Below are 21,477 nucleotides of genomic sequence, written 5' to 3' on the forward strand. Positions count from 1 at the left end.
GACCCCACAGGGGAAAGCCAATGACCGACGCAAGCATCAACACCCAGACGATCCAGCCCGAGGCGGGCTTTGGCGATTACGTCGCGCTGCTCAAGCCGCGCGTGATGTCGCTTGTGGTGTTCACGGCGCTGGTGGGTCTGCTGGCTGCACCTGTGGGCGTGCATCCGATGATCGGCTTTGCGTCGATCCTGTTCATTGCGGTGGGGGCAGGGGCCTCGGGCGCGCTGAACATGTGGTGGGATGCGGATATCGATGCCGTGATGAAGCGTACGGCCAAGCGGCCGGTGCCGGCCGGCAAGGTCGAACCCGGCGAGGCGCTGGCCGTGGGCGTCGCCCTGTCTGGCTTTGCCGTGGTGATGCTGGCCCTTGCGTCGAACCTTGTCGCGGCGGGGCTGCTGGCCTTCACGATCTTCTTCTACGCCGTCATCTACACGATGTGGCTCAAGCGCTGGACCCCGCAGAACATCGTGATCGGCGGTGCTGCGGGCGCCTTCCCTCCGATGATCGGCTGGGCTGTTGCGACCGGCGGGATCGGGCTGGAATCCGTGCTGATGTTCCTGCTGATCTTCATGTGGACCCCTCCGCATTTCTGGGCGCTGGCGCTGTTCATGAATGCCGATTACGAAAAAGCGGGCGTGCCGATGCTGACGGTCACCCATGGCCGCCGCGTGACGCGCAATCACATCCTGGTCTACACGCTGTTGCTGGCGCCGCTGGCCATTGGCACCGGCTTCACCTCGATCGGCGGACCGGTCTACCTGGCGGTGGCGGTGGTGTTGAACGCGCTGTTCCTTCTGGGGGCCCTGCGGATCTGGCGGCGCGACGAAGAGGCGTCGCAGGCTGACAAGTACAAGATCGAGAAGTCGTTCTTCGGCCTGTCGCTGCTGTATCTTTTCCTGCATTTCGGCGCGATTCTGGCCGAAGCGGCGTTGCGGCCCTATGGCCTGGGAGGCTGGGGATGAGCCTGCGCGCAGAGCATGAGCTGCACCGCCGTCGCGCCGGCCGCAACATCGGTCTGGCTGTGGTTCTGGTCGGGTTCATCGTCATCGTCTTCGGTCTGACGGTGGTCAAGGTGACCAGCGGCGACCCGATGCAGGCGTTCGATCATGTATCGCGGCCCGAGATCATTCCCGGTGCCGCCCCGGTTAAAGGAGACTGAGTGATGGCATTGTCCCCGAAATCGAAGACCGTCGTGCAAGCGGCCAGTCTTGTGGTGGTGATGGGCAGCCTGGCCTGGGCCTCGGTGCCGTTCTATGACTGGTTCTGCCGTGTCACCGGCTTTGGCGGCACCACCGGCGTATCGACGGTGGCCCCCGATCAGGTGCTGGACCAGACCATCATCGTGCGTTTCGATGCCTCCAAGGATCGCGACATGCCGTGGGAGTTCAAGCCGGTCGAACGCCAAATGGAAATCCGCATCGGCGAGACGGGTCTGGCCTTCTACGAGGCCTATAACCCGACGGACCGTGTTGTCGCGGGCACCGCAAGCTACAATGTCACGCCCTATGAGGCGGGCGGGTTCTTCAGCAAGATCCAGTGTTTCTGCTTCGAGCAGCAGGTCCTGCAACCGGGCGAGCGCGTGCTGATGCCGGTGACCTTCTATGTCGACCCCGAGATCGTCACCGACCGTGACGGCCAGTACGTCAAGCAGATCACCCTGTCCTACACCTTTTATGAAACAGAATTGCCCGCCGAACAGGCAGCCCTTGACGTGGCGGCCCCCGGCGCGGATACCACACTGAACTAAGAAGCCTTCCAACGAGGGAAACGAGATGGCGCACGAGAAAAATCACGATTACCACATTCTGGCCCCGTCGCTCTGGCCCCTTCTGGGCGCTATCGCGGCTTTCTTCATGCTCTTCGGGGCTGTGCTGTGGATGTCGCAGGGGATGCCCTGGATGTTCCTGGCCGGCTTTGTCGGCGTCCTTTACGTGATGTTCGGCTGGTGGGCCGATGTCGTCGCGGAAAGCCAGGTCGGCGATCATACCCCGGTGGTGCGTATCGGCCTGCGCTACGGGTTCATCCTGTTCATCATGTCCGAGGTCATGTTCTTCGCGGCCTGGTTCTGGAGCTTCTTCAAGCATGCCATGTACCCGATGGGGCCGCTCAGCCCGGCTGTGGATGGTGTCTGGCCGCCTGTGGGAATCGAAACCTTCGATCCCTGGCACCTGCCGCTGATCAACACGCTTATCCTGCTGTGCTCGGGTGCGGCCGCCACATGGGCGCACCATGCGCTGGTGCATGAGAACAACCGCGAAGACATGAAGTGGGGCCTGATCATCGCGATCGCCCTGGGTGCGATCTTCACCGGCTTCCAGGCCTATGAATATTCTCACGCGGGCTTTGGTTTCGCGGGCAACATCTATGGCGCGAACTTCTTCATGGCGACGGGCTTTCACGGTCTGCATGTGGTCATCGGCACGATCTTCCTGTTCGTTTGCCTGATCCGCCTGCAACGCGGCCATTTCAGCCAGGAAAAGCATGTCGGCTTCGAAGCGGCGGCCTGGTACTGGCACTTCGTGGATGTGGTCTGGCTGTTCCTGTTTGCGGCCGTCTACGTCTGGGGTCAGTGATCCCGCCTGCCGGTGGCCTGCTGTGCTTTAGCGGTTGAAATCCGGCGGACAAAACGAAAGAAAGCAAAGCGCGCGGGTTCCGCGCGCTTTCCACGTTCAAAGGGCCCATCCGATTTGGCGCGTATCCTGCTTCCCCTGATATTCGGCCTGGCCGGCACATTGGTGCTGGTGGGGCTTGGCCTGTGGCAATTGCAACGGCTTGACTGGAAAGAGGCGGTTCTGGCCGATATCGATGCGCGCATCGTGGCGGCCCCCGTCGCATTGCCCGCGCAGCCCGATCCGGTTGCCGACCGCTATCTGCCGGTGACCGTCAGCGGTATCCTGCAGGATCCGCCGATCCGCGTGCTGGTCAGCCAGAAACAGGTCGGCGCGGGCTATCGCATCATTCGCGCCATGCAGGCAGGCGACAGGCGCGTTCTGGTCGATCTGGGTTTCATCCGGACCGATGCCGTCCTTGCCCCGACCGGGTCAGATCCGGTCAGCGTGACCGGAAACCTGCACTGGCCCGACGAGGTGGACAGCTACACGCCCGAGCCTGATCTTGCCGCCGACATATGGTTCGCCCGCGACCTGCCGCGCATGGCCGCGCATCTGGGCACGGACCCAGTGCTGGTGGTGGCGCGCGTCACGTCGCTGCCGGATGGCGCACCGTCGCCCCTGCCGGTCGACACATCGGGCATCCCCAACGATCATCTGGGCTATGCCGTCACATGGTTCGGTCTGGCCATTGTCTGGGTGGTGATGACCGGTTTCTTCCTGTGGCGCATCCGCAAACCCGCGAAAGGCTGACAGCATGCAGTATATCTCGACCCGTGGCACAGCCCCCGTGCTGACATTCGAACAGGCGATGCTGACCGGCCTTGCCCGCGATGGCGGGCTGTACCTGCCCGAAACGATCCCGATGATGAGCGCGGACGACATCCGCGCCCTTGGCGGGTTGTCCTATGAGGAGGCGGCCTTTCGCATCATGCGCCCCTATATCGGTGCGACCTTCACCGACACCGCATTCCAGGACATCATCGCCCGCGCCTATGCAGGTTTCGGCCATGCCGCCCGCGCACCCCTCGTGCAGCTGGACAGCAACCATCACCTGCTGGAGCTGTTTCACGGACCCACGCTGGCCTTCAAGGATTTCGCCATGCAGCTGATCGGTCAGCTGTTCCAGGCGGCCCTGGCAAGGTCCGGCGACCGGGTGACCATCGTGGGGGCGACCAGCGGTGATACCGGATCAGCCGCGATCGAGGCGTTTCGCGGCCTTGATGCGGTGGATGTGTTCATCCTTTACCCGCATGGCCGGGTGTCCGAGGTGCAGCGCCGCCAGATGACCACGCCGGTGGAAAGCAATGTCCATGCCCTGGCCATCGACGGGCATTTCGACGACGCGCAAGCCCGCGTGAAGGACATGTTCAACGATTTCGCCTTTCGCGACGGGGTGCGCCTGGCAGGGGTAAACAGCATCAACTGGGCGCGCGTTCTGGCGCAGGTGGTCTATTACTTCACCTCCGCCGTCAGCCTGGGTGCCCCGGATCGCGCCGTCAGCTTTACCGTGCCCACCGGCAATTTCGGCGATATCTTCGCGGGCTACATCGCCAAGCGCATGGGCCTGCCGATCGACCGGCTGGTGGTGGCCACGAACCATAACGACATCCTGCATCGCTGCCTGTCGGGGGGCGAGTATCGCCCTGACGGGGTGATCCCCTCGATCAGCCCCTCGATGGATATCCAGGTCAGCTCCAACTTCGAGCGGGCGCTGTTTTATGCCTACAACCAGGACGGGGCCGCCGTGGCGCAGCTGATGGACGAGTTGAAGGCGGGCGGTTTCTCCGTCAGCCAGGGCGCGCTTCAGGCGCTGCGCGAGGCGTTTGACAGCGGTCGCTGCGGCGAAGATGAAACAAGCGCCACCATCGGGCGCACGCTGAAGGCGACGGGCGAGCTGCTTTGCCCGCATACGGCCGTCGGCGTTCATGTGGCCGAAAAGATGCGCCAGCGCGGCGTGCCGATGATCACGCTGGCCACCGCGCATCCTGCGAAATTCCCCGATGCGGTCGAAGCAGCGACGGGCGTCCGCCCGCCCTTGCCGCCGCGCATGGCCGATCTCTATGACCGGCCGGAACGTGTCACCCGGATCGGCAATGATCTTGCCGCCATCGAATCCCTGATCAGAGAGCGTATCGCCAATTGACCGTCCGCACCCATACCCTTGCCAACGGATTGCGCATCGTCACAGAACGGATGGAGGGGCTGCAATCCGCGGCCATCGGCATCTGGGTTCTGTCCGGCGGGCGGCATGAACGCCCCGAGCAGAACGGGATCGCGCATTTCCTGGAACATATGGCCTTCAAGGGCACCAAGCGCCGTTCCGCGCTGCAGATCGCCGAGGTGATCGAGGATGTGGGCGGCTATATCAACGCTTATACATCGCGCGAGGCGACGGCCTATTACGCCCGCGTGCTGGAGGCTGATGTGCCGCTGGCGCTGGACGTGGTGTCCGACATCGTGCTGAACCCGGTGTTCGATCGCGGCGAGATCGAGGTCGAGCGCGGCGTGATCCTGCAGGAAATCGGGCAGGCGCTGGATACGCCTGATGACGTGATCTTTGACTGGCTGCAGGAACAGGCCTATCCCGACCAGCCGCTGGGGCGCACCATCCTGGGGCCGGCCGAACGGATCCGCGCCTTTGGCCGCGACGATCTGAAAGGCTTCGTGGCCGAGCATTACAGCCCCGCCAACATGATCCTGTCGGCGGCAGGTGCCGTGGATCACGACGCCATCATCACCGAGGCCGAAGCGATCTTTGGCCATCTGCCAAAGGGACGGCTGCATCATCCGGCGCCCGCGCATTTCATCGGCGGGGAACACCGGGTCGAAAAGACGCTGGAACAGGCGCATTTCGCCCTGGCCTTCGAGGGGCCGGATTACACCGATCCCGCGATCTATACCGCGCAGATCTACGCCTCGGCCCTTGGTGGCGGCATGTCGAGCCGCCTGTTCCAGGAGGTGCGCGAAAAGCGGGGGCTGTGCTATACGATCTTCGCGCAGGCCGGGGCCCATGCGGATACCGGCATGATGACCATCTACGCCGGTACCTCGGCCGAGGATCTGGGCGATCTGACCGCGATCACCCTGGACGAGATGAAGCGCGCCGCCGATGACATGACCGAAGCCGAAGTCGCCCGCGCCCGCGCCCAGATGAAGGCAGGGCTGCTGATGGGGCTGGAAAGCCCGTCGAATCGGGCGGAACGGCTGGCGCGGCAGATGCAGGTCTGGGGCCGCATCCCGCCGCTGTCCGAGGTGGTCGATCACATCGATGCTGTCACGGTCGAGGATGTGCGCGCCATGGCCGCGCATATGATCAGCACCGCGCCTGCCGCGCTGGCGCTTTACGGTCCGGTCGCGGGGGCACCCGATTGGCAGGCGATCCAGGACAGGCGCGCCGCCTGATGCTGCTGGGGCGACGGAAAGTCAGGATCGAGACCGAGCGTCTGACCCTGCGGCCTCCGGCCCATGCTGATTTTCGCGCCTGGTCAAGCCTGCGTCGCGACAGCGAGGATTTTCTGACGAAGTGGGAGCCGACCTGGGCACCGGATCACCTGTCGCGCAAGGCGTTCACCAATCGCGTCTACTGGGCACAGCGGACCACAGCCAACGGATCGGCCTTGCCGCTGTTCCTGGTGCGGCGCGAAGACGATGCTTTGTTGGGTGCGATCACGCTGGACAATATCCGGCGCGGACCCGCGCAGGCTGGCACGCTGGGCTACTGGATCGGGCAGAGCCACGCGCGCCAGGGATACATGCGCGAGGCGATTGAAGCCTTGGTGCATCACGCCTTTCATCGTCTGGACCTGAGCCGGATCGAAGCCGCCTGCCTGCCCGAGAACGCACCCTCGCGCGGGTTGCTGCAAAGCTGCGGTTTCAAATACGAGGGTGTGGCGCAAAGCTATCTGCAGATAGCCGGACGCTGGCGCACCCATGTGCTTTATGCCGCTCTGCGGATGGACCGGCGCGGTCGGACCGACGTGGGCTGAGGCGCTGCCCATTCTATTGGCAGTTCCGGTGGAACGGGGCGGATTCCGGATATTTGAGGCAAGAAGAAACAGGGCAGGTGCGTGACAAGGCCCATCCCTGCGCTATCCTCAGCGTCAGGAGGACTTGCCATGACCCGACCCATGCCCGTTCTTGCCGCGTTGCTGGCCCTGGTCCTGGGCGCAGGCCATGCCCAGGCGCAGCAGCGCACGCCAAGCCACTGTATCGCGGTGGCCCAGTCCGCGCCGGGGCTTGAATATCTGCACAAGGCCAGTTTCCGCGATCCGTTGCCCGATGACACGGTGCGGATCAGTTACCTCGCCCATGCCTCGTTCCTGATCCAGACCCAGGGCGGGCTTTCTGCGGTGACTGATTTCACCGGGTTCATCGGCAATGTGGACATGATCCCCGATGTGGTCACCATGAACCACGCCCATTCCACCCATTGGACAGCCGCGCCCGATCCGGCGATTCCCCATGTGCTGCGCGGTTGGGGCGAGACCTTCGGCGCGGGTGTCGAGCACTACCTTGATCTTGGCGAGATGCTGGTGCGCAACGTGTCCACTGACATCCGGTCTTTCGGAGGGGTCGAGCCGCGTGGCAATTCGATCTTCATCTTCGAGGTGGCGGGGCTTTGCATCGGGCACCTGGGCCATCTGCATCAGGAACCCAGCCCCGAGCAATATGCGGCGATCGGACGGCTCGATGTGGTCATGGCCCCGGTGGATGGCGGGCTGACACTGGATATCGAGTCGATGATGCGGGTTGTCGGGCGGCTCCGTTCTTCGGTGGTGATCCCGATGCACTGGTTCGGCGAGAGCACGCTGCGTGCCTTTGTCGCCGGAATGAGCGACCAGTTCGCCGTGATCGACGCGGGCGCCAGCCAGGTCGAGCTGTCCTTGCGGAGCTTGCCGCGCCAGCCCACGATCATGCTGTTGCAGCCCGCATGGCTGACCGAGGCCCAGTAGGCGCCGCGCCCACTGGACGGGATGCGGCGACGTGATAGAACCATCTGCATGACGCTGAACCCCGCCACCCCCGCATTCGCCCGCGCCCTGCGCGATCATCTGCCCGACCGCGCATTTCGCGAGGTGACACCGGCCTATCTGGAAGAGCCGCGCGGGCGCTGGGCGGGCCATGCCGGTCTTGTCATCGCGCCTGAAACCACGGCCGAGGTGGCAGCCGTGCTGAGGTCCGCCCATGCCGCGCGTATCGGCGTCGTGCCCTATGGCGGCGGCACCGGGCTGGTCGGCGGGCAGATCATGCCGGAGGGTCCCGCGCCTCTCCTGCTGTCGATGGAGCGGATGACCGCCATTCGCGCGGTCCATGCGGATGAAAACGTCCTGATTGCCGAGGCAGGCGCGATCCTGTCCGATATCCATGATGCGGCCACGGCCGTGAACCGTTTGTTTCCGCTCAGCATCGCGGCCAAGGGATCGGCGCGGATCGGCGGGAACCTGGCCACCAACGCCGGCGGGGTCAACGTGCTGCGCTACGGGAATGCGCGCGATCTGTGCCTGGGGCTGGAAGTGGTCTTTGCCGACGGGCGCATCTGGAACGGCTTGTCGCGGCTGCGCAAGGACAACATGGGCTATGACCTGCGCCATCTGATGATCGGGTCCGAGGGCACGCTGGGCGTGATCACCGCCGCCAGCCTGCGCCTTGTCCCGCGTCCGGCGGGCGAGGGCACGGCGATGATGATCGTCGAAAGCCCCGCCGCAGCGCTGGGCCTGCTGTCGCTGGCGCGCGATCTGATGGGCGAAGGTATCAGCGCCTTTGAGCTGATGCATGCCAATGGGCTGCATTTCCTGGCCCAGACCCTGCCGGACATCCGCCAGCCCTTCGATCACGCGCCGGAATGGTTCGTTCTGATCGACGTCGGCCTGGCGCATGGGCTTGACCCCGCCACGGCCCTTGAGACCCTGTTCGAGCGGGCGCTTGAGGCAGGGCTGGTCAGCGACGGGCTGATCGCGCAGAGCGAGGCGCAGCGCCACCAGTTCTGGGAGGTGCGCGAACAGATCCCCGAGGCAAACCGCCGTATCGGATCGGTTTCAAGCCATGATATCTCGCTGCCGGTTGCGCTGGTCCCCGAATTCATCACCCGCGCCGATGCGCTGATTGCGGGCATAGGCGCCTTCCGCGTCAATTGCTTTGGTCATCTGGGCGACGGGAACCTGCATTACAACGTCTTTCCCATGCCGGGCAAAACGCGCGCCGATCACTTGGCCGAACGCGACAGGGTCAAGCACGACCTGCATGACCTGGTGCATCAGATGGGTGGCTCGGTCAGTGCCGAACACGGGATCGGGCGGCTGAAGATCGACGATCTGGAACGCTACGGCGATCCGGTCAAGCTTGCGGTCATGCGCCAGATCAAGACCACGCTCGACCCTAATGGCATCCTGAACCCCGGCGCGGTGCTGCGGCAGGTCTGACTTCACCGTTCCGAAAATACTCTCGGGGGGAGTCCCGCAGGGACGGGGGGCAGACGGCCCCCCTCGGCGGTCAGCCCGCTGTCACAGCCCCTCGAAGGCGCAGAGCGCGTGCACCTCCATCCCCATCGCCTCAAGACGCTGGCGCCCCCCCAGATCGGGCAGGTCCACGATGAAGGCGCAGCCGACGATCACGCCGCCCAGCCGTTCCACCAGGCTGATTCCGGCCTCGGCCGTGCCGCCCGTGGCCAGCAGGTCATCGACGATCAGCACCCGTTGGCCGGCCTGGATCGCATCGTCATGCACCTCGACGATGGCCTCGCCATATTCCAGCTTGTAATGCTGGCTGATCGTGGTGCCGGGCAGCTTGCCCTTCTTGCGGATCGGCACAAAGCCGGTGCCCAACTGGTGCGCGATGGCGCCGCCAAGGATGAAGCCCCGCGCCTCAAGCCCGACGACCACGTCGATGCGCTGGCCCGCGTAGGGGTGCAGCATCTGATCCACCGCCATGCGAAAGCCGCGCGGATCGGCGAAAAGCGTTGTCACATCACGGAACAGGATCCCCTCATGCGGGAAGTCGACGATGGTGCGGATGTAATCCTTGACGGTCTTCATGGGTGCTCCGGAATGTGCTGTGATGCTCAGTGCTATAGAACACGCCCCGCCACCGCATCAAGCCGCGCCACAAGATCCGGATCGCGGCGGTCGGGGGCGGTCATGATGGCATGTTCCAGTGCGCGGTCGCAGCCATGCGGGCAGGGGGCGCGATCAGCGCCCAGCCTTGCGGGAAGCCCTGCCACCAATGCGCGGGCATGGGCGGCATTGGCGCCAAGGGTCGCGATCACCTGGGCCACATCCACCTCGGCGTGGTCGGGATGCCAGCAGTCGTAATCCGTGACCATGGCGACGCTGGCATAGCACAGCTCGGCCTCGCGGGCCAGTTTCGCCTCGGGCATGTTGGTCATGCCGATCACGTCGCAGCCCCAGACCTCGCGGTACAGGCGGCTTTCGGCGAGGGTGGAAAACTGCGGGCCTTCCATCGCCAGGTAGGTACCGCCCTCATGCACCGTCACACCGGCGGCGCGGGCGGCATCGGCACAGGCCGCCGACAGGCGCGGGCAGGTGGGATGGGCCAGGCTGACATGGGCCACGCAGCCCGATCCGAAAAAGCTTGCATCGCGGCCCACGGTGCGGTCGATGAACTGGTCCACGATCAGGAAATCGCCCGGCGCCAGATCCTCGCGGAAGGAACCGCAGGCGCTGACGCTGATCACATCGGTCACGCCGAGCCGTTTCAGCGCGTCGATATTGGCGCGGTAGGGCACGTCTGATGGCGCATGCACATGGCCGCGCCCGTGACGCGGCAGAAAGGCCATGGCCACGCCCTGGAGCACGCCGGTCAGGATCTGGTCCGACGGCACGCCCCAGGGGCTGGTGACGCTGAGCCATTCGGGGTTTTCCAGGCTGTCCAGCTGGTAAAGCCCCGATCCCCCGATGATCCCGATCCTGGTCTGCATGGGCCTGCCCATCCCCTGTTGCGCTGCATTGCGGTCAGGTTAGACCAGGCGGTGCCGGGTGCAAGCCGCGATTGCGCCTGTGATCAGTCGTCGGGACGGCTGAGCGCGAAAAGCTCTGTCACGACCGCGTAGTCGCGATACCCAAGCCGGCTGAGGGGGCGGAATGTGGTCACGTCGAAGACCCCGTCCACAAGGCAATCGTCGCGCATATGCACGCCCGTCACCTCGCCCAGCACCAGCGTGTTGCCCTCGCCTTCCAGCTGGACGATCTGCGTCAGGCGGCATTCCAGCGCCGCAGGCGCCGCGGCCACGCGCGCGCAGGCGATGGTTTCGCATTCTGCGCGGGCCAGCTTGGCATGGTCGAATTCCGACACGTTTGCGGGCAGCGTCTTGGACGAGGCGTTCATCGCGTCGCGCATCGCGAATTCCACGATGTTCACGCAGAACACACCGCTTTCGATGATATTGGCGACCGAATCCTTGGTGCCGTCGCGGTCCGGCTTGGTCCCGGTCGAGGCGAACATCACCTGCGGCGGCGTATAGGCCACGGCGTTGAAGAACGAATAGGGCGCAAGGTTGTCCACGCCATCCTTTCCGCGCGACGAGATCCAGCCGATCGGCCGGGGCGTCACGATGGCATTGAACGGGTTGTGGGGCAGGCCGTGGCCATCCTTGGGCTGGTAGAACATCGGGTCCCTCGCTTTGTGACAGGTGCGCCTGGGGCGCTCTTTCCGACCTCATGCGCGCATTTGGCGCAGTTGGGTTTGTGCCTGACCTAGCGCCATGCTAGGTCGGTTTCCACCCGAAACTTGAACAGACGCGCGAGGACTGGTCCAGGTGTTCCAATTGTCCGAGGAAACCGCCGCCGACTGGTGGGAGGTCGAAGCGCTTTATGACCTGTGTTTCGCGCCGGGGCGCGAGGCGCTGTCGTCCTACCGCTTGCGTGACAATATCCCGCCAGTGCCGGGCCTGTCGCTGGTGGCGCGTGACGGGGACGGGATCCTGGCGGGCGCGATCCGCTATTGGCCGGTACGGGTGGGCGGGGCGCCCGCGTTGTTGCTTGGGCCGGTTGCCGTGCACCCGACCCGGCAGGGCGAGGGGCTGGGCGCCCTGCTGATCAAGGACAGCCTGGCGCGCGCCCGCGCGGCGGGCTGGGACCGGGTCATGCTGGTGGGCGACGCGCCCTATTACAGCCGCTTCGGTTTCAGCAGGCTGGAAGGGGTCGAGATGCCGCCACCGACCAACCCCGACCGCGTGCTGGGGCAGGATCTGACCCGAGGGGCATGGCGCGGTGTCAGGGGCCGTGTGACGCGCTGGATCGACTGATCTGGGCCAGGGGCGCTTGAACGCGGGGCTGTTCCCACCAATCTATCATGGAACCGCTTCAAGGATGGGCCGATGACCACGCATTCCCTGATCCCCGTAGATGTCGATGCCGCGCTTGACAGGCTGGCCGCGCGCCATGCCCGTGCCGGCGGGTTGGGCATACAGGTGCTGAACCTGATCGGCGGTCAGACCGAATCGCTGCTGGACCGTTTGCCCGCCCCCGTGCGTGACCGCCTGGGCGAGGGAACCGAGGCGGCATTGCACTGGGCCATGAAGGCCGCGCAGGGCTCTCGCGGGGTGGTGGGCGATCAGCCGGGATGGATGAACACGGCCGTGACCACGGCGATGGGCGCGGCTGGCGGCTTTGGCGGTTTGCCGTCGGCGCTGGCGGAATTGCCGATCACCACCACCATCCTGTTGCGCGCGATCCAGGGTGTTGCGGCGGAATATGATTTCGACCCTGCGGCCAAGAACGTGCAGTTCGACTGCCTTGAGGTGTTTTCGGCAGCCGGACCGCTGGCGCGGGATGACGGGGCCGATCTGGCCTTCATCTCGACCCGGCTGACGGTTACGGGGCCGGTGCTGCATGGTCTGATCGCCCGTGTGGCCCCTCGCCTGGCCACGGTGTTGGGCCAGAAACTGGCGGCGCAGGCCGTGCCGGTTCTGGGGGCGGTGGCGGGGGCGGCCACGAATTACGCCTATACCAGCTACTACCAGGAAATCGCCCATGTGCATTTCGGGCTCCGCAAGCTTGCGATCGACGGGGACGTGCCGCAGGCAGAACTGGCGCAGCGCCTGCGTGACAGGCTGACCCGTCAGCCGATGCCCCGGCGCTAGGCGATCCGTGCTTGCCCTGCCCGCGGGTTTTCGGAACAGTACCCCCAGATGGCAGAAGGAACGTATCATGGAGATCACGCAGAACGGGGCGCGCCCTTCGGGGCGGGGCGAGGCCGATTATTTCACGGGGCATGTGCGGATGGAGCCGGTGATCACCGCGCCGGCCCCCGCGCGCCTGCGGGCGGTGCGCGTGACCTTCGAACCCGGCGCCCGCACGGCCTGGCATACGCACCCGCTGGGCCAGACGCTGCTGGTGCTGTCCGGCCTGGGCCTTGCCCAAAGCGAGGGTGGCCCGGTGCGGGAAATCCGCCCCGGCGATACGATCTGGTTCGCGCCCGGCGAAAAGCATTGGCACGGGGCGGCGCCCCAGAATGCCATGACCCATCTGGCGATGCAGGAGGCGCTGGACGGGTCTGCCGTAACCTGGATGGAGCATGTGACCGATGCCGATTATGGCCGTCCGGTCGAAGGCTAGGGCAGGGTGCTGCGGGTCGGGCTGATCGGGCATGGCGCCATCGCGCAATATGTGGCGCGCGGACTGTCCGGTCTCGGCGCGACGCTGTCGCTGATCATCGTGCGGCCAGGGCGTGCCGTGGCGGCGCAGGCGGCGCTGGGAGATGTGATCTGCCGCGACAGCATCGGGGATGATCTGCCCGACATCATGGTCGATTGCGCGGGCCATGCCGGTCTAGCGCAGCATGGTCCCGCGATCCTGCGCGCGGGCGTTCCAATGATCACCGTCTCGCTGGGCGCGCTGGCTGATGCCGCGCTTCAGGCCGGGCTGGCCGAGGCCGCACGGCAGGGCAAGACAAGCCTGATCCTGAGCAGCGGGGCCATTGGCGGCCTTGATGCCCTGCGCGCGGCCCGGATGGGGCGGCTGGACAGGGTCACATACGAGGGGCGCAAGCCGCCGCAGGGTTGGGCCGGATCGCGGGCGGAAAAGGTGATGGACCTGTCCGTGCCGCTGGACGCCGCGGCTGTGCATTTCGACGGGGACGCCCGGCAGGCCGCGCTGCTTTATCCCAAGAACGCCAATGTGGCCGCCGCTGTCGCCCTTGCGGGGCTGGGGTTCGAGGGCACACAGGTGCGGCTGATCGCGGACCCTGCCGCGCAGGGCAACACCCACCGGATCACCGCACATGGCGATTTCGGCGAGATGCGGCTGACCATCACAGGCCAGACACTGCCCGGAAACCCGCGCACATCCGCGCTGGCTGCGATGAGCGTGCTGTCAGCCCTGGCCGATCACCGCGCGGCGATCCGGTTCTGACGCCGGATCGGGGGCGCTCTCAGCCCTTTTTCTTGGCTTCGGCAGCAGCTTTCATGCGCGCCAGAAGCTCGGCCTTGGGGGCTGTCTTGCCGTAAGGGTTCTTGTCGGTTCCCTTTTCGTTATGTTCCTTGTGGCGCGGCATGTTCTTGGCCGACTTGTTTGCGCCCTGTTTTCCGTAATCCATGACCTTGCCCTCGACTGTCTGGGTATCGCCTGCTCATGCACCACGGCGCGGTTTTGCACAAGGTGGATGCAACGGGCGATCAGGGCTGGAACATCGGACACAATTGCCCAAGACTGGCCTGCGGAGCAGGAGGAGGGGACCGCGATGACCGAAGCTTGGGTAGGCGATGACGACAAGCGCATGAGCCGCGCCGCGCTGGAGGCGCGGGCGGCGCAAGGGGCCGGGGCCATGCGCGCGCTGGGCCTGGCCGAGGATACGCCGGTGGCCGTGATCATGCGCAATGACCTGACCCAGCTTGAGGTGATGCGCGCCGCCGCCCATGCGGGCGTGGTGATCGTCGCGCTGAACTGGCATGGCGCCGCCGAAGAGGTGGGCGCCATCTGCGACGACAGCGGCGCGCGGACCGTGATCATCCACCGCGATCTGATCGCGGCCCTGCGTCCGGCGCTGGAGGGGCGGCAGCTGATCGGCGTGACGCCGGGGCCCGCGCTCTGTGCGGCCTATGGTCTGGCACCCGCCGCGGCCAGGGATGCGTCCGATGTCCCGGAATGGGCCGATCTGGTGGATGCGGCCGACCCCTTGCCCGAAAAGGCGATGACCCGGCCCTTGATGCGCTATACCTCCGGCTCGACCGGCCGCCCGAAGGGCGTGCGCCGCGCCAGTACCGGGGTGCGGCGGGATTTCGAACCCGTGCTGCGGCAGGTGGGCGACGAGATGATGCGCCTGACGGCTGGCGATCGCTTTTTCACGGCGGCCCCGGTCTATCATTCCGCCCCCTCGACCCTGACCGCGGCGGCCTTGGTCACGCCGAGTGTCTGCGTGCATCTGGCGCCCAAGTTCGACCCCGAGGCCTTTCTGGCCCGGATCGCGCAGGACCGGATCACCCATGTCTACATGGTCCCCACGATGATGAGCCGCCTTTTGAAGCTGCCCGAGGCGGTCAAGGCGCGGTATGATCTGTCGTCGGTCCGGTTCGTGGTGTCCACCGGATCGCCATGGCCGCATGACCTGAAGGTGGCGATGATCGACTGGTGGGGGCCGGTCTTCTGGGAAAGCTATGGCGCGACCGAGATCGGGTTCATGACCATGGTCTCCTCTGCCGAGGCGCTGGAACGCCCCGGCACGGCGGGACGGATGCAGATGGGCGGGACGGTGATGATCCTTGATGCCGAGGGCAACCCGTTGCCACCGGGACAGGTGGGCGAGATCCACGCCCGGATGGATGTCTTCGGCGGCTTTGATTATTCCAACGACCCGGCAGCACGGGCGGCGGCGGAAAAGCACGGGCATTTCTCTGTGGGTGATCTGGGCTGGCTGGACGCGGACGGGTTTCTGTTCATCACCGATCGGGCGAAGGACATGATCATCTCGGGCGGGGCCAATATCTTTCCCGCCGAGATCGAGGCGGTGCTGATCCGCGCGCCCTTCATCCGCGATGTGGCGGTGTTCGGCGCGCCCGATCCCGAGTTCGGCGAGAAGGTCGTGGCGGCGGTGGAGCCGATGCCCGACTGGACGCCTGATGCGGCCGAGGTCATGGCCTATCTGGAGGGCAAGCTGGCCCGCTTCAAACAGCCCCGCAAGGTGGATTTCCACGCGGCCCTGCCGCGCGAGGACAGCGGCAAGATCTTCAAACCCCGCCTGCGGGCCCCTTATTGGGAGGGGGCGGGCCGCAAGATCTGAGGCCCGTCAGGACGGACCCCGCCCCCGTCCCACGATGGGACATTTTTCGGGATGTTTGTTTTCAGCGGGTTACGGGGGCGTGTTTGCCGTTTTTTAACGGGTTGAGGGGGCGGGTCGGCGATCGCGCGGCGGTGCGTTCCGCACCTTGATTCCGCGCAGAGGGCTGCACTTCCGAGGTGCCACTCACCCCTGGCTTGCCAGATAGTCCATCACCGCAGGCCTTGCGGATTCCTCGCCGCGGGTGCGGGCGGCGTGGATCACGTCGCGCAGGCCGTCAAGGCGGGTGCGGCGCAGGATCGACTTGACCGGGCCGATGGAGGCGGGGCGCATCGAGAGCATGTCGAAGCCGATGGCGGCCAGGCATGCGGCCTCGACCGGGCGGCCTGCGTCCTCGCCGCAGAAGCTGAGCGGGGTGGAGGTGGCGCGGCAGCGGTCGACGATGTTTTCCAGAAAGGTCAGGAAGCTGACGTTCAGCGTGTCGTAGCGGCGGCGCACGCGCTCGTTCTCGCGGTCGGCGGCGAAGAAGAACTGCTTGAGGTCATTGCCGCCGATCGAGAGGAACTGCACCTCTTCGAAGAACTGTTCGGGGGCGAAGGCAAGGCTGGGGGTTTCCAGCATCGCGCCCACCTCCAGCCGTGCGGGCAGGGGATGGCCGAGGATGCGCTCGCGCTCCATCGCCTTGTCCATCTCGGCCTTGGCGGCCAGGTATTCGCCATATTGGGCGACGAAGGGGAACATCACGGTCAGCGGGCGGCCATGGGCGGCGCGGATCAGCGCCTGCAATTGCATCCGCATGACGCCCGGCTTGTCGAGACCCACGCGGATCGCGCGCCAGCCAAGCGCGGGGTTCGGCTCGTCATTGGGTTTCATGTAGGGCAGCACCTTGTCCGACCCGATGTCGAGGGTGCGGAACACCACGCGCTTGCCCTGGGCGGCATCCAGCACGCGGGAATAGAGGGCCGACAGTTCGGACCGTTTTGGCATCTGGTTGCGCACGAGGAATTGCAATTCGGTGCGGAAAAGGCCCACACCCTCGGCCCCCGAACCTGCAAGACTGGGCAGATCGGCCATCAGGCCTGCGTTCATGTGCAACCCGATGACGCGGCCGCAGGGGGTTTCGGCCTGCTTGTCGCGGATCGAGGCGTAGCGTTCCTGCGCCTGTGCCTGCATGGCGATCTTGTCGCGGAAGGCAGAGGCCACGGTTTCTTCGGGGCGCAGATGCACCACGCCCTGGTCGCCATCGACCATGATCAGGTTGCCGTTCAGCGCCTCGGTCGTGATGCGGGCCGCGCGGATCACCAGCGGGATCGCCAGCGCGCGGGCGACGATGGCGGCATGGGAGCCGACCGAGCCTTCTTCCAGCACGATGCCGCGCAGGCTGCGGCCATAATCCAGCAGTTCGGCGGGGCCGATGTTGCGCGCCACAAGGATCGGGTCCACGGGCATTTCGGCGCCTGTGTCCTTGCCCTGGCCGGTCAGGATCCGCAGCAGACGGTTGGACAGATCATCCAGATCGTGAAGCCGCTCTCGCAGATAGGCGTCGGTGACCTGTTCCATGCGGTTGCGGGCGTTGGACTGTTCCTTTTCCACGGCCGCCTCGGCGGTGAGGCCGCGGGCGATGTCTTCCTCCATCCGGCGCATCCAGCCCTTGGAGTTGGCGAACATCCGGTAGGCTTCCAGCACCTCATGCTGGTCCTTGTCGCCCACGGTATTGGCCAGCAGCGCATCGACGCTGAGACGCAGTTGTTCAACGGCGTCCTGCAGACGCTCCAGTTCCTTGTGGGGGTCTTCCGAGATCGGATTGGTGACGACGACGCGGGGTTCGTGCAGCCAGACATGGCCTTCGGCGGCACCTTCCTGCGCCGTGGTGCCGCGGATCAGCACGGATTGCTGGTGGCGTGCCGAAAGCGCCGCGCCTTCACCCTGGAAGGCGCCCAGTTCGGTCATCTCGGCCAGCACCATGGCGACCACTTCCAGCGCGTAGACCTCATCGCCGGAAAACTCGCGGGCTTCGCGCGACTGCACGACCAGAACGCCCAGCTTTTCGCCCAGGCGCTGGATCGGCACGCCCAGGAAGGAGGAATATATCTCCTCGCCGGTTTCGGGCATGAAGCGAAAGCCCTTTTCCTGCGGCGCATTGGCGGAGTTGATGATGCTTCCCGATTTCGCGACCCGGCCCACGAGGCCCTCGCCCAGTTTCATCCGGGTCTGGTGCACGGCCTCGGCCTTGAGGCCCTCGGTCGCACAGAGTTCAAGCGTTTCGAGATCGCGAAACAGGTAGATCGAGCACACTTCCGTGCCCATCGAATCGGCAATCAGATGCGTGATCTTGTCCAGACGCGCCTGTCCGGCGCTGTCTTCGGCCATCGCATCGCGCAAGCGGCGCAGCAGCTTGCGGCTTTCGGATTCGGTCTGTTCGGGCATATCGCCTGCCTAGTTCCCCGTTCCGTGCCGGCCCGCCAGTGCGGCCCGTGGCCCAAGCGGGCCACCGGTCGACATGTCTCAGGCCGATTTTTCCAGTTCGAAGGCATCATGCAGTGCCTGCACCGCAAGTTCCATGTATTTCCTGTCGATCAGCACGGAAATCTTGATCTCGGAGGTAGCGATCACCTTGATGTTGATGCCTTCATCCGACAGCGTCTTGAACATCCGGGCGGCCACGCCTGCGTGGCTGCGCATCCCGATCCCCACGACCGAGACCTTGGCCACGTCGGTATCGGCCTCCAGCCGGTCGAACTTGATCAGACCGGCCTCGCGCGCATCGTTCAGGGCCTTTTCCGCGCGCTTCATCTGGTCCACGGGGCAGGAGAAGGTCATGTCGGTCACGCCGCCCGCATGGCCCTGGTAATTCGTCTCGGACACGTTCTGCACGATCATGTCCACGTTGACGCCCGCATCGGCAAGGGGGCCGAAGATGGCGGCGGCGATGCCGGGGCGATCCTCGATGGTGACAAGGGTCATCTTGGCCTCGTCACGCGAGAAGGCGATACCGGAGACGGCTTTGGATTCCATGATAAGCTCCTCGTCGCAGACCAGCGTGCCTGCAGTGTCTGTGGGTTCCTCGAACGAGCTGAGTACGCGCAGCTTGACGTTATAGCGCATGGCCAGCTCGACCGAGCGGGTTTGCAGCACCTTCGCGCCCAGGCTGGCCAGTTCCAGCATTTCCTCGAAGGCGATCTTGTCCAGCTTGCGGGCCTTGGGGCTGACGCGGGGATCGGTGGTATAGACCCCGTCCACGTCGGTGTAGATGTCGCAGCGTTCGGCATTGAAGGCGGCGGCGAAGGCCACGGCGGTGGTGTCCGATCCGCCGCGCCCCAGCGTGGTGATCCGGCCTTCGGGCGAGATGCCCTGGAAGCCAGCAACGACCGCGACCTTCATGCCTTCGGCGAATTTGGCGTTGATGTTGTCGGCCGGGATGTCTTCGATCCTTGCCGCGGAATGGGCGGATGTGGTGATCAGCGGCACCTGCCAGCCCTGCCAGCTGCGCGCGGGAATATCCATTTCCTGCAACGTCAGCGCCATCAGACCGGCGGTGACATTCTCGCCCGAGGACACGACGGCGTCATATTCGCGTGCATCGTAGAAGGGCGAGATTTCCTGCACCCAGCCCACCAGCTCGTTGGTCTTGCCGGACATGGCCGAGACGATGACGATCACGTCATAGCCTTTTGCGACCTCGACGCCCACCCGCTTGGCGGCGCGCTTGATCCGGTCGAGGTTGGCGACGGATGTACCGCCGAATTTCATCACGAGAACGGGCATGGTCTGTCCTTGGTCGCAAGTTGCGCCCGCGTGTAATCCGTCGCGGCCCTGCACGCAATATCTATCGCGCAGGATCTATCGCGCAGGGGTACGCAACGGAGGGGCGGCGTTGCGGCTTGCGCCTTGCAACGCGCCGGCGTCGATCAGAATGGATGGGCGCGCCCGTCCCAGGTTTCGAAACAGCCCGTCGTGTCCAGTGACAGCGCGGCGAAACGGTCGGCAAGGCCGCTGGCGGATTGCTCCACGGTGATATCCGCAGCGGCGCCGCCCATGTCCGTCTGCACCCATCCCGGATGATAGATGCCCACCGCCATGCCGCGCGGGCGCAGATCGGTGGCCAGGTTGCGGCCGAGGTTGAGCGCCGCGGCCTTGGACGCGCGGTAGATGTAGCTGCCGCCCGGTGCCGTGGTGTCGCTGCCCATCTGCGAGGAGATGATGGCGATCTTCGGGGATGCGGCGCGGGACAGATGCGGCAAGAGCGCCTGCACCGTCAGGAACACGCCGGTCACATTGGTGGCGAACGTGTCGGCCCAGAGGGCGGCGGGATAGCCGGCATCAAGGCTCTGGCCCTTGTCGACATAGATGCCGGCGTTGCAGATCAGCAGGTCGACCGGTCTGTCGCCCAGGGTTTCGGCCAGCCGCGCATGGCCGGCCGGGTCCGTCACATCAAGTGCCAGCAGCCCGTCGCCACCGCTGCGCGAGGTGCCGGTGACCGCGTGCCCCTGGTCAAGGTATTGGGCGCGCAGCGCCTGTCCGATGCCGCGGCTGGCGCCGGTGATCACGATATGCATGGGGTATCCTGTTCTGCTGGGGTCAATTGGTCTTGCGGCGGGGCAGGAAGGGCAGGGGCGCGATCGGCACCCCGTCTTCGAGCAGGCGGCGCGCCTCGTCGGGGCGCGCCTCGCCGAAGATGGCGCGGTCGGGGGCTTCGCCGTCATGGATGGCGCGGGCCTCGCGGGCGAAATCGCGGCCGACATAATCCGAATGCGCCTCGATATGCTGGCGCAGGGCGGCAAGGGCCTGTTCGGCGGGGGTGGCCTGCGCGGCCAGCGGGGTCGGGCGCGGCTGATCGGGCTGCGCCGCAGGGGCGGCATCGCGCGCGGGGCGCACGCGGGGCGCCATCACGGCCTTGTCCACCGAGGTCGCACCGCAGATCGTGCAGCTGATCATGCCCGCCTTGGCCAGCTTGTCATAGGCCTCTGACGACTGGAACCAGCTGTCGAAGCGGTGGTCATTGCTGCATCTGAGCGAGAACTGGATCATCTTGCCTGCTCTGCGGTGTCTGCGCCATCTGTCCCGTGCGCTTGCGGGTCGCTGCGGTGGGGCTGGCGGTCAAAGACCATCCGCGCCCCGCACACAAAAACACATATAGGCTTGGCCCGCGAAATCAAGTCAGCGCCGCAGCCGCTTGGGATCGAACTGCTTGATGATCTGGGCCAGCTCGGGTTCCTGCACGGCCTTGGCGGCCTTCTTCCGGCTGAACCACTTGCGCCGCCGCGCGCCGGATTCCGGGTAGTTGCTGGCCAGATCGCGCACCCGGACGGGATAGACCATGGCGACGCAGGGCAGCAGCGTGTCGGGGCCCAGAACCTTGGCGTAGGAATACATGCCAAGGCAGATATCAACGGCCTGCCCTTCGACGCCCGCCTCTTCCCAGGCTTCGGTCATGGCGGCGCGGGCGGGGGTGACGCCGTCCATCGGCCAGCCCTTGGGCAGGATCCAGCGGCCCGAGCCGCGGCTGGTCACCAGAAGGATCTGGGTCTTGTCCTTGACCACCCGGTAGCAGAGCGCGGCAAACTGGGTCCGCACATCGCTTTTATGCGCGACCTGTAGCCGGAGCGGCAGCTGCTTGATGCTCTGGACCGTCAAGAAC

24 protein-coding genes are annotated in these 21,477 nt (G+C 65.6%); 15 read left to right on the forward strand and 9 right to left on the reverse strand.

Annotation, left to right across the window (positions count from 1 at the left end; all coding sequences use genetic code 11):
• The first annotated feature begins 20 nt into the window (after nt 1–20).
• From cyoE to ACFQ3C_RS01385, 10 genes are all read left to right on the forward strand, one after another.
• Nucleotides 21–962: a heme o synthase gene (gene cyoE, locus ACFQ3C_RS01340; RefSeq protein WP_380788466.1), complete on the forward strand. Its 942-nt coding sequence runs from the start codon at nt 21–23 to the stop codon at nt 960–962.
• Entirely contained in the window at nt 959–1,159 is a 201-nt protein-coding gene (locus ACFQ3C_RS01345) for a hypothetical protein (RefSeq protein ID WP_380788468.1), read from the forward strand. The genes cyoE and ACFQ3C_RS01345 overlap by 4 nt, the downstream gene beginning before the upstream one ends.
• A 3-nt stretch (nt 1,160–1,162) precedes the next feature.
• Nucleotides 1,163–1,747, forward strand: coding sequence for a cytochrome c oxidase assembly protein (locus ACFQ3C_RS01350; RefSeq protein WP_380788470.1), 585 nt, complete (start codon nt 1,163–1,165; stop codon nt 1,745–1,747).
• Nucleotides 1,748–1,772: 25 nt separating this feature from the next.
• Nucleotides 1,773–2,573 (forward strand): cytochrome c oxidase subunit 3, encoded by an 801-nt coding sequence (locus ACFQ3C_RS01355; RefSeq protein WP_380788472.1) that lies wholly within the window; start codon nt 1,773–1,775, stop codon nt 2,571–2,573.
• Between the two features lie 114 nt (nt 2,574–2,687).
• Nucleotides 2,688–3,362, forward strand: a complete 675-nt coding sequence (locus ACFQ3C_RS01360) for an SURF1 family protein (protein ID WP_380788474.1) — start codon at nt 2,688–2,690, stop codon at nt 3,360–3,362.
• Nucleotides 3,363–3,366: 4 nt separating this feature from the next.
• Entirely contained in the window at nt 3,367–4,755 is a 1,389-nt protein-coding gene (gene thrC, locus ACFQ3C_RS01365; RefSeq protein WP_380788477.1) for a threonine synthase, read from the forward strand.
• A complete protein-coding gene (locus tag ACFQ3C_RS01370; protein WP_380788480.1) occupies nt 4,752–6,014 on the forward strand; it encodes a M16 family metallopeptidase in 1,263 nt (420 codons plus the stop codon). Before thrC ends, ACFQ3C_RS01370 begins: the two co-directional genes overlap by 4 nt.
• Nucleotides 6,014–6,598, forward strand: a complete 585-nt coding sequence (locus tag ACFQ3C_RS01375; protein ID WP_380789103.1) for a GNAT family N-acetyltransferase — start codon at nt 6,014–6,016, stop codon at nt 6,596–6,598. Before ACFQ3C_RS01370 ends, ACFQ3C_RS01375 begins: the two co-directional genes overlap by 1 nt.
• Before the next feature lie 129 nt (nt 6,599–6,727).
• On the forward strand, nt 6,728–7,564 hold the full coding sequence (locus tag ACFQ3C_RS01380; RefSeq protein ID WP_380788482.1) for an MBL fold metallo-hydrolase: 837 nt from the start codon (nt 6,728–6,730) through the stop codon (nt 7,562–7,564).
• A 48-nt stretch (nt 7,565–7,612) separates the two neighbouring features.
• Nucleotides 7,613–9,031, forward strand: a complete 1,419-nt coding sequence (locus ACFQ3C_RS01385; RefSeq protein WP_380788484.1) for an FAD-binding oxidoreductase — start codon at nt 7,613–7,615, stop codon at nt 9,029–9,031.
• An 81-nt stretch (nt 9,032–9,112) separates the two neighbouring features.
• On the opposite strand, the gene ACFQ3C_RS01390 is transcribed toward ACFQ3C_RS01385, so the two are convergent.
• The 3 genes from ACFQ3C_RS01390 to ACFQ3C_RS01400 form a co-directional block, all read right to left on the reverse strand.
• Entirely contained in the window at nt 9,113–9,643 is a 531-nt protein-coding gene (locus ACFQ3C_RS01390; protein ID WP_380788486.1) for an adenine phosphoribosyltransferase, read from the reverse strand.
• 32 nt (nt 9,644–9,675) lie between these two features.
• Nucleotides 9,676–10,545 (reverse strand): S-methyl-5'-thioadenosine phosphorylase, encoded by an 870-nt coding sequence (locus tag ACFQ3C_RS01395; RefSeq protein ID WP_380788489.1) that lies wholly within the window; start codon nt 10,543–10,545, stop codon nt 9,676–9,678.
• 83 nt (nt 10,546–10,628) lie between these two features.
• Nucleotides 10,629–11,234, reverse strand: a complete 606-nt coding sequence (locus ACFQ3C_RS01400) for a flavin reductase family protein (RefSeq protein WP_380788493.1) — start codon at nt 11,232–11,234, stop codon at nt 10,629–10,631.
• Nucleotides 11,235–11,382: 148 nt separating this feature from the next.
• On the opposite strand from ACFQ3C_RS01400, the gene ACFQ3C_RS01405 reads away from it, so the two are divergent.
• The 4 genes from ACFQ3C_RS01405 to ACFQ3C_RS01420 all read left to right on the forward strand — a co-directional run bounded on the left by ACFQ3C_RS01405 (nt 11,383) and on the right by ACFQ3C_RS01420 (nt 13,978).
• Nucleotides 11,383–11,871: a GNAT family N-acetyltransferase gene (locus tag ACFQ3C_RS01405; RefSeq protein WP_380788495.1), complete on the forward strand. Its 489-nt coding sequence runs from the start codon at nt 11,383–11,385 to the stop codon at nt 11,869–11,871.
• Nucleotides 11,872–11,943: 72 nt separating this feature from the next.
• Nucleotides 11,944–12,708, forward strand: a complete 765-nt coding sequence (locus tag ACFQ3C_RS01410; RefSeq protein WP_380788498.1) for an EcsC family protein — start codon at nt 11,944–11,946, stop codon at nt 12,706–12,708.
• A gap of 67 nt (nt 12,709–12,775) precedes the next feature.
• The gene (locus tag ACFQ3C_RS01415; RefSeq protein WP_380788501.1) at nt 12,776–13,183 is read left to right on the forward strand and encodes a (R)-mandelonitrile lyase; all 408 of its coding nucleotides are present in this window, start codon (nt 12,776–12,778) and stop codon (nt 13,181–13,183) included.
• A 6-nt stretch (nt 13,184–13,189) separates the two neighbouring features.
• Nucleotides 13,190–13,978, forward strand: a complete 789-nt coding sequence (locus tag ACFQ3C_RS01420) for an aspartate dehydrogenase (RefSeq protein WP_380788504.1) — start codon at nt 13,190–13,192, stop codon at nt 13,976–13,978.
• A gap of 19 nt (nt 13,979–13,997) precedes the next feature.
• Here ACFQ3C_RS01420 and ACFQ3C_RS01425 read toward each other — a convergent pair whose 3' ends face one another.
• On the reverse strand, nt 13,998–14,162 hold the full coding sequence (locus tag ACFQ3C_RS01425; RefSeq protein ID WP_380788506.1) for a hypothetical protein: 165 nt from the start codon (nt 14,160–14,162) through the stop codon (nt 13,998–14,000).
• Between the two features lie 66 nt (nt 14,163–14,228).
• On the opposite strand from ACFQ3C_RS01425, the gene ACFQ3C_RS01430 reads away from it, so the two are divergent.
• Nucleotides 14,229–15,842, forward strand: a complete 1,614-nt coding sequence (locus tag ACFQ3C_RS01430) for an AMP-binding protein (RefSeq protein ID WP_380788509.1) — start codon at nt 14,229–14,231, stop codon at nt 15,840–15,842.
• A gap of 183 nt (nt 15,843–16,025) precedes the next feature.
• Here the strand turns inward: ACFQ3C_RS01430 and ptsP are convergent, their stop codons facing one another.
• The 5 genes from ptsP to ACFQ3C_RS01455 all read right to left on the reverse strand — a co-directional run bounded on the left by ptsP (nt 16,026) and on the right by ACFQ3C_RS01455 (nt 21,473).
• Nucleotides 16,026–18,266, reverse strand: a complete 2,241-nt coding sequence (gene ptsP, locus ACFQ3C_RS01435; protein ID WP_380788512.1) for a phosphoenolpyruvate--protein phosphotransferase — start codon at nt 18,264–18,266, stop codon at nt 16,026–16,028.
• A gap of 78 nt (nt 18,267–18,344) precedes the next feature.
• Nucleotides 18,345–19,604: an aspartate kinase gene (locus tag ACFQ3C_RS01440; RefSeq protein WP_380788516.1), complete on the reverse strand. Its 1,260-nt coding sequence runs from the start codon at nt 19,602–19,604 to the stop codon at nt 18,345–18,347.
• A 143-nt stretch (nt 19,605–19,747) separates the two neighbouring features.
• Nucleotides 19,748–20,395, reverse strand: coding sequence for an SDR family oxidoreductase (locus tag ACFQ3C_RS01445; protein ID WP_380788519.1), 648 nt, complete (start codon nt 20,393–20,395; stop codon nt 19,748–19,750).
• 22 nt (nt 20,396–20,417) lie between these two features.
• Nucleotides 20,418–20,867 (reverse strand): DUF1178 family protein, encoded by a 450-nt coding sequence (locus ACFQ3C_RS01450; RefSeq protein WP_380788521.1) that lies wholly within the window; start codon nt 20,865–20,867, stop codon nt 20,418–20,420.
• A 129-nt stretch (nt 20,868–20,996) separates the two neighbouring features.
• Nucleotides 20,997–21,473 carry an NUDIX hydrolase gene (locus tag ACFQ3C_RS01455; RefSeq protein WP_380788523.1) on the reverse strand — a complete coding sequence of 159 codons (477 nt, stop codon included), beginning with the start codon at nt 21,471–21,473 and terminating at the stop codon, nt 20,997–20,999.
• Between the last annotated feature and the right edge of the window lie 4 nt (nt 21,474–21,477).

Origin of the sequence: Seohaeicola saemankumensis (genome assembly GCF_042678485.1) — a bacterium.
GTDB classification, from domain to species: domain Bacteria; phylum Pseudomonadota; class Alphaproteobacteria; order Rhodobacterales; family Rhodobacteraceae; genus Seohaeicola; species Seohaeicola saemankumensis.